Origin of the sequence: Citrobacter sp. wls613 (genome assembly GCF_005281195.1) — a bacterium.
Classification (GTDB): Bacteria; Pseudomonadota; Gammaproteobacteria; order Enterobacterales; family Enterobacteriaceae; genus Citrobacter; species Citrobacter gillenii.
This window is the reverse complement of record NZ_SZXN01000018.1, coordinates 1,192-3,264: the sequence shown is the minus strand read 5'-3', so window position 1 is coordinate 3,264 and position 2,073 is coordinate 1,192. Positions and strand designations below refer to the sequence as shown.

General features: G+C 66.3%; 1 protein-coding gene. It reads right to left on the bottom strand.

All coding sequences use genetic code 11. The features are described 5' to 3' along the window. Window positions 1-31: 31 nt before the first annotated feature. Window positions 32-2,073 (bottom strand): HlyD family efflux transporter periplasmic adaptor subunit (locus FDX01_RS03555; protein WP_249360851.1); only part of this gene is annotated, 2,042 nt, incomplete at its 5' end.

Genomic DNA, 2,073 nt, shown 5'->3' with positions numbered 1-2,073 from the left:
AGGCCAGGCGGCCTGGCGCGAAAATCGCACGCTAACCCTCTTTACCAAAGCCAGTTTGCTGGATAAGCATCAGCATAACGCTGTTGACCCAGCCGTGAGCCAGGCTCTGGCGGTCACTCGCCACGTCAACACGTACCAGTTGCTCTTTGCTGACCGGCGCGGCGGAGATGCCTTCGATCACTACCCGGTACCAGACGGCGGCGGGACGGAGTTCGTTGGCGGGCGCAACCGGGTTCAGCGCCACCGGGCCGCCGTGACTCTGCGCCAGCATCAGATTAGGCAGACGGCGGATGGCGTCGTGGTCGATGGTCACTACCGCGCCTGCGAGCGGCTGCCAGCGGCCCTGCTGATAAACCCGCGCCGTCGCGCCGTCGCGCAGGCGGGCCAGGTCGGTTTCGCTGACCAGCGCCTTCACGCGCCAGCGGTGGGTGTCGATCACGCTTGCGATGCGGGTGCCAGGCGAGACCCAACTGCCGGGGCGCAGGGTCTGCTCAACGTCATGCACCACGCCATCCTCCAGCGCCACCAGCTGGAGCCGCTGAAGCTCAACGGCGCTGGCCCGCTGTTGAATGGCGTACTGGCGCGCCATCTGGTCGGCGACCACCTGCTTCGCCGCGCCGTTTTTATCGAGCGCCATCGCGCCGCGGGCGCTGGTCTGCCACGCCTGGCTTAGCGCCAGCGCCTTATCCTGCTCGTCCGCCGGGACGGGGGCCACCAGTTCAAACAGCTTCTGGCCCGCCTTGACCTGCTGGCCTTCCTGCACCAGCACCTTGTCAAGCTGGGCGGCATAGGGCGTGTAAACCGGCTGCGCCACGCCCGCCTCCATCACGCCGTGCAGGGAGACCTGCCCGGACCAGGGCAGAAAGACCGAAAGCCCCAGCGCGAGTGCGACGGCGACAAGGCGCAGCAGGCGCGCCGGAGCGATTTCCCGGCGGCGCGCGCGCCAGATTTTGAGTTCGCGAAACATCGGTTGCACCACAAAAGTGACTATCTCAATAAAAAACAGCACCAGCCCGAGCGCCTTAAAAAAGGCGTTGTAGACCACCAGCGCGATGCCGACGAACAGCAGTAGCCGGTAAACCCAGGTGGCGAAGGCGAAAAGGGTGAGGAAGCGGGCAAAGGCGGGCGAGACGTTATCCGGGATCGGATCCTCAAGCCCCAGCAGGTGCCAGCGCAGCCAGCGCTTCGCCCAGTTGCCCGCCCGTTCGTGCAGGCCAGGGTAGTCCAGCGTATCGCTGAGAATAAAGTAGCCGTCAAAGCGCATAAACGGGCTGGCGTTCACCGCCACCGTCAGCACCCAGGCGGTGGTGGCGAGAAAGAACAGCGCGCCTTTAACGTTGCCTTCCGGCGCGAAGCTCCAGAACAGCGTCGCCCAGGCCGCCAGCATCAGCTCGGCCATAATGCCCGCGCTGGCGATGGAGAGCCGGTGGCGGGACTGCGACAGCTTCCAGCTCTCTCCGGTATCGGTGTAGGCCATCGGCCACATCACCAGCAGCGCCACCCCCATATGGCCGACGCGTACGCCGTAGCGGGTCGCCATAAAGGCGTGCCCCAGTTCGTGCCAGCATTTGGAGAGGATCAGCGCCACCGCGAAGGCCAGCGCCCCGTTCCAGCTCAGGGCGCCGTGCAGCGCGGCCTCGACGTTATCCCACTGGCGCGCGGCCAGAACGACGCCTGCCAGCGCGGCGACGGCGGTCAGCAGTAGAAACGGCGCGCTGAAAAGCCACTCCACCCACGGCAGCATGCGGCGCAGGGCTTTCTCCGGGCGCACCAGCGGCAGGCGGATAAACAGGTAGCCGTGCAGAATACGCCGCCAGAGCGAGCCGCGCGCTTTGAACGCGCCGCGGCGCAGCAGCTGTTGCTGCTGTAAAAAGCCCAGGAACTGCAACACATCCTGTTCGTCCACCGTCATGGTGGTCTCCTGGCTGATGCTGTCGGCAATCGCCTGCGGCGCGCCGAGCGGCCAGCGGCGCAGCATCTCCAGCTCCAGCCAGCCCAGGCGGAAATAGAGGTTGCGCACCGGGTCGGCCAGATGCCAGGCGGGCGAGCCGTCGCGGTTGTTGCCCGCCGGGT